6 protein-coding genes and 1 tRNA gene are annotated in these 4,953 nt (G+C 39.1%); 2 read left to right on the top strand and 5 right to left on the bottom strand.

Translation table 11 applies throughout. The annotated features are described in order from the left end of the window. On the top strand, positions 1-95 hold a 95-nt coding region (locus FTT84_RS16885; protein WP_178867550.1), incomplete at its 5' end, for a transposase domain-containing protein. A gap of 193 nt (positions 96-288) precedes the next feature. Here the strand turns inward: FTT84_RS16885 and FTT84_RS16880 are convergent. The 4 genes from FTT84_RS16880 to FTT84_RS16865 are packed head-to-tail and all read right to left on the bottom strand — an operon-like array spanning position 289 to position 3,477. Continuing rightward, complete coding sequence (locus FTT84_RS16880) at positions 289-939, bottom strand: hypothetical protein (protein WP_067765078.1); 651 nt, start codon at positions 937-939, stop codon at positions 289-291. Between the two features lie 17 nt (positions 940-956). Beyond that, positions 957-1,772 (bottom strand): NADPH-dependent 7-cyano-7-deazaguanine reductase QueF, encoded by an 816-nt coding sequence (gene queF, locus FTT84_RS16875; RefSeq protein ID WP_067765075.1) that lies wholly within the window; start codon positions 1,770-1,772, stop codon positions 957-959. Next, positions 1,772-2,545 carry an ABC transporter permease gene (locus tag FTT84_RS16870; protein WP_180081932.1) on the bottom strand — a complete coding sequence of 258 codons (774 nt, stop codon included), beginning with the start codon at positions 2,543-2,545 and terminating at the stop codon, positions 1,772-1,774. Before FTT84_RS16870 ends, queF begins: the two co-directional genes overlap by 1 nt. Further along, the gene (locus FTT84_RS16865) at positions 2,542-3,477 is read right to left on the bottom strand and encodes an ABC transporter ATP-binding protein (RefSeq protein WP_180081934.1); all 936 of its coding nucleotides are present in this window, start codon (positions 3,475-3,477) and stop codon (positions 2,542-2,544) included. Before FTT84_RS16865 ends, FTT84_RS16870 begins: the two co-directional genes overlap by 4 nt. 187 nt (positions 3,478-3,664) lie before the next feature. Between FTT84_RS16865 and FTT84_RS16860 the strand changes: the two genes are divergently transcribed. After that, positions 3,665-3,740: transfer RNA gene (locus tag FTT84_RS16860), tRNA-Arg, on the top strand. A 376-nt stretch (positions 3,741-4,116) separates the two neighbouring features. On the opposite strand, the gene FTT84_RS16855 is transcribed toward FTT84_RS16860, so the two are convergent. Further along, complete coding sequence (locus tag FTT84_RS16855) at positions 4,117-4,785, bottom strand: epoxyqueuosine reductase QueH (protein ID WP_180081930.1); 669 nt, start codon at positions 4,783-4,785, stop codon at positions 4,117-4,119. Between the last annotated feature and the right edge of the window lie 168 nt (positions 4,786-4,953).

The raw sequence follows: 4,953 nt of genomic DNA, 5'->3' as shown, positions 1-4,953 counted from the left end.
CCTATTTAAGTGATGTGCTGAAAAGGTTGCCGACACATAAAGTGACTCAGATTGAAGAATTGCTACCACACCGCTGGAAACCTGAACCGAATTAAAAAATAGGCATGGGGTTCAGCGGACGCTTACGCTTGACGCAAAAACTTATATTGTGAATCTAATGTCATAATAATAAGTATGTGGGGATTTTTTATAGGCGCATGCTAGCACAGTCTTGCACTAAAATAAGTCATATCAATATTTTGCAATAAAAAACCTAGCCGAGGCTAGGTTTTGAATACTGAGAAAGATTTAGTGATTAAACATCGAGTCGTGTGCTTGCGCTAAAGCCCCGAGTTCTTCTTTGGTCAGATTAGGGAAAATTTTATCAATAGCAATATGGATGGCTTTAATCACAGCTGAAGAACCAATATCTGCTGCTTTACGTTTAATCATGCCAAGATCTAAGGTCTTATTAAAGTCATTCATAAAATGGCGGACTGCTGCTTCGGCAAACTGTTTATAAAGTTCTGCGAAGGCAGCTTTATTTACATCAGTGCCTGCTTTGATTTCAGCATAGCTATTTTTGAGGTTAGTGATTAGCCCTGCATCGAGAGTAAGGCCAACGCGATGTGTGCCTGAACTATCTTTAAACAAACTTTTCTCAGAAAAATCGATGGATTGTTTTACCACATCGTTAGGTGACTTACCTAGGAGTTGTTTAAGTAAAACAGCAACTGTAGATTTCACATAGCCTGCAAGTTTTTCCGCTGTATCGCGTTTGTCGCTTGCAGGGAAAAGATGTACAGGTGCTAAAATCGTTGCACCAATGATTTCATCATTGATCAGCAATGCAGTTTTATCACGCAAAGGATAAAGGGGTTCACTTGAATTTTTTTTCTCGTGACCAGTCTGAATACTGCTTAAAAGTTCATCTGAAGGAATAAAACCAAAAAATGGCATCGCTAACCTCAATTTTTTTATTGTCGCGCCAATCGAATTGGGCGAGGCATCCATGTTAAATCCGATACACGACAAGGGTTGATGTCCAATCCACCACGGCGTGTATAGGTTGCATAAACCATCAGCTTACTTGGTTTAAGATTTTGCCAAATATCGGCAAACATTTGTTCCACACATTGTTCATGGAAACCATTATGCTGACGGTAAGAAATAATATAAGCCAAAATACTACGATAACAAGGCTTGCTTCCTTTATACCTTATAAATACCGTACCCCAATCAGGTTGACCCGTGACTGGACAGTTACTTCTTAATAAATGTGAATAAAACTGAACTTCAACTTCTTCATTGTTATTTTCATCTAATGCCAATAAGTTGGCGTTTGGATGATTTTCCAGTTTTGTTGGCTCTAAGTCATCAATACAGATACCTTCAGGCTTAGAAATTTCCACATCATCGACATGAAAAAGATCAATAGTCACGGGTGCATTGGCAGCAACAGATAAATCTTTTTCAACTGTTGCTTTGAAAGCATCACGTGATTCAAATTGAGTAAAGTTCATACTATTAAAGTAGAGCTTTAGTGATTTGGATTCGATTAAATTGTCTGAACTGGCTGGTAGTGTTAAACGACCAATTGCTACTTGTGGTACACCAGAAGCATTTAGCCATGAAATTTCAAAAACATGCCACCAGTCTTTACCTTGGCAAATGCCTTCCACATGGGCATATTGTTCACGTGCCGTAGCACGTGCGATAGGGAACAGAATATCGGGCTGATATGCTGTTGGGTAATTGGTGTCTTTACCTAAAAGGGATTGTTCTACACTCATTATTCACGCATTCCTGAACCACGAGAAAGTAAATGATATGCTACGCCATAGAGTACAACGCAGCATGCAGTAATAACTGCCAGTGAAATGCCTACATTGACATCGCTATGGCCTAAAATACCGTAGCGGAATGCATTCACCATATACACGACAGGGTTGATTAAAGAGAGATTTTGCCAAAATGGACTCAATGACGAGATGGCATAGAAAACACCGCCTAAATAGGTTAGCGGTGTCAGGACGAAAGTCGGGATAATCGAAATATCGTCAAAAGATTTTGCATAGACAGCATTAATAAAGCCGCCAAGCGAAAATAATAAAGAAGTAATCAGAACTGTATATATAGTCACGAAAATATTGGTGATATGTAATTCAGTAAAAAATAAACTCATGGCAGTCACAATAATGCCGACCAATACACCACGACAAACGCCACCAATCACATAACCCCAAAGTACCATGTGTAGTGGTACGGGACTCATAATCAGTTCTTCAATGCTTTTTTGGAATTTTGCACTAAAGAAACTAGATGATACGTTGGCATAACTGTTGGTAATGACCGCCATCATAATCAAACCGGGCACAATAAATTGCATATAGGTGAAACCACCCATTTGACCAATACGTGAACCGACTAGATTACCAAAAATCACAAAGTACAAACTCATGGTGATGGCAGGCGGTAATAGCGTTTGTGGCCAGATTCGCATAAAGCGACGGATTTCTTTATAAACCAGTGTATAGAGGGCAATACAAAGTTGATTAAAATTCATTGTGCTGCACCTTCAAGATTTTTTTCCACCATACGAATAAATAATTCTTCAAGACGGTTCGATTTATTACGCATACTGCGTACTTGAATACCTTGAGATTCCATGAGTTGGAACAAATCATTCATGGTGTGGGCTTTATCCATGGTCACTTCTAAGGTTACAGGGTCAACCAAATTAAAACGTACACCAATAATGTCAATGTTGAGCGGTTGAATAGGCTCGGCCAAATCGAAGATAAAAGTCTCTTCATTTAATTGGCTTAAGAAACCTTTCATGGTTGTATCTTCTTTAATGACACCACGGTCAATAATCGCAATTCGACGACAGAGCATTTCTGCTTCTTCTAAATAATGTGTCGTTAAAATAATAGATGTACCTTTGTCATTCATTTCAGTGAGGAAGTCCCACATAGAACGACGCAGTTCAATATCAACACCCGCTGTTGGCTCGTCCAAAATTAGAAGTTTCGGCTCATGCATCATGGCGCGCGCAATCATCAAACGGCGTTTCATCCCACCAGATAGCATGCGTGCTTGTGTACTGCGTTTTTCCCACAACCCTAGCTTTTCTAAATATTCTTCAGCACGCTTTTCTGCTAATTTTTTGGGAATGCCGTAATAACCAGCTTGAGTAACCAAAATATCAAAGGTCTTTTCAAACTGACCGAAGTTAAATTCTTGTGGTACGACACCTAAACATTGTTTGGCATGTGATGGATGAGTATCCAAATTGTGCCCAAAAATTTCGACAGTACCTGAAGTTTTACGCGTAAGAGAACTGATAATACTAATCGTGGTCGATTTACCTGCGCCATTTGGGCCTAAAAGTGCATAAAACTCACCTTCAGGTACAGTTAAATCAATACCTTTGAGTGCCTGAAACCCATTTTTATAGGTTTTTGACAACTGCGTTAACGTCAGTGCATCAGTCATAAATATCTCACGCTGTGAATAGTCTGAGTATTGTGCGATATCGGGCTGAATAAACCAAGTAAATCGTATGGAATTCTGCATTGCATAAACAGGATGCTGTACAAAGCTTAGGCAGAAAAGTGACTGACTTATATATAGTTGCTTTACCTTATAGTTTTTTTTGTTATGATGTGCCCACTCCAATGAAGCGCTCATAGCTCAACTGGATAGAGTACAGGTCTCCGAAGCCTGTGGCGTGGGTTCGAGTCCCGCTGAGCGCACCATTTTTAGTTCTTTTCGTTTTTATTCTCAAAACCTTCACATTTAATTTATTTGAAAAAAAATTGCATCTTGTACCTGTGTGAGTCATAAGTGACTCTACGACTTTTATGTAATTTGAAATAATTAATTAAAGATACGCAGCGATCATGCTGACATGTGTTCAGTTCGACTGATTGAAAGAAAATTTATAAGCTATTTTAAAATATTGATTTATATTAAAAATAAAAGAATGGTCAGCTCATGTATTGCTGTGAGTTATATTATTCTTGAACCCTAGAGCTTATTCAGTCTTAGGGCATTGAAACCAGCAAAACCGATGTTTCAATCGATTTTGCATTCCTTTGGTTATGCTTGTAATTAGTCATGCTATAGATGAATTTAGTCGATATCATCATCCATCGCATTGCTGTAAAATTTCTCGCCCAGTTTAATCCGGTCACGGCCATTCTTCATGCGCCAACGGTTGGTATCGCGTAGAGAATACACACAACCGCAATATTCCTGCTGATAGAACTCCTCATTTTTGCTGATTTCCAGCATGCGTACCGCGCCGCCATTTTTACGCCAGTTATAATCCCAATAGCTGATGCCGTCATAATGCGATGCAGAGCGGTGACCGCAGTCATTAATCTGCTTCATATTTTTCCAGCGTGAAATGCCCAGTGAACTGCTGATTAGGCTAAAACCATGTTCGGCTGCATACAATGCTGCGCGTTCAAAACGCATATCAAAACACATGGTACAGCGAATACCTTTTTCTGGTTCATTTTCCATGCCTTTGGCGCGAGCAAACCAGTTATCCGTATCATAATCGGCATCAATAAACCGAATATTGTGTTTTTCGGCAAAGCGTATATTTTCCTCTTTGCGAATTAAATATTCTTTTACCGGATGAATATTGGGATTGTAAAAGAAGATAGAAAAATCAATGCCTGACTCAATCAGCGTTTCCATGACTTCACCTGAGCACGGTGCACAGCAAGAATGTAGCAATAATTTTTCGTGACCATCAGGCAGTGCTAGTTTTTGGCGTTCAAGCTTAGACATAAATAAAAGGTGTATAGGTATAAAAGCCTAGTTTAATTTTGGGTGGTGTTTCAAAAAGTATGCTGAAAAAAAGCAGGTTGGATTTTGATAAAATAGAGAAATGCGAATAACTCTAGAAATCAAGTGTCCAGCCTGCCTAAGTGACAGTATAAAGAAAAATGGCACAAA

Source organism: Acinetobacter sp. YH01019, from assembly GCF_013420285.1.
Taxonomy (GTDB): domain Bacteria; phylum Pseudomonadota; class Gammaproteobacteria; order Pseudomonadales; family Moraxellaceae; genus Acinetobacter; species Acinetobacter gandensis.
This window is presented reverse-complemented; position numbering and strand designations above follow the sequence as displayed.

Excerpts from the sequence above, each read along its gene's own strand:
- FTT84_RS16880 (WP_067765078.1), bottom strand. The coding sequence starts at position 939 with ATGCCATTTTTTGGTTTTATTCCTTCAGATGAACTTTTAAGCAGTATT.
- queF (WP_067765075.1), bottom strand. The coding sequence starts at position 1,772 with ATGAGTGTAGAACAATCCCTTTTAGGTAAAGACACCAATTACCCAACA.
- FTT84_RS16870 (WP_180081932.1), bottom strand. The coding sequence starts at position 2,545 with ATGAATTTTAATCAACTTTGTATTGCCCTCTATACACTGGTTTATAAA.
- FTT84_RS16865 (WP_180081934.1), bottom strand. The coding sequence starts at position 3,477 with ATGACTGATGCACTGACGTTAACGCAGTTGTCAAAAACCTATAAAAAT.
- FTT84_RS16855 (WP_180081930.1), bottom strand. The coding sequence starts at position 4,785 with ATGTCTAAGCTTGAACGCCAAAAACTAGCACTGCCTGATGGTCACGAA.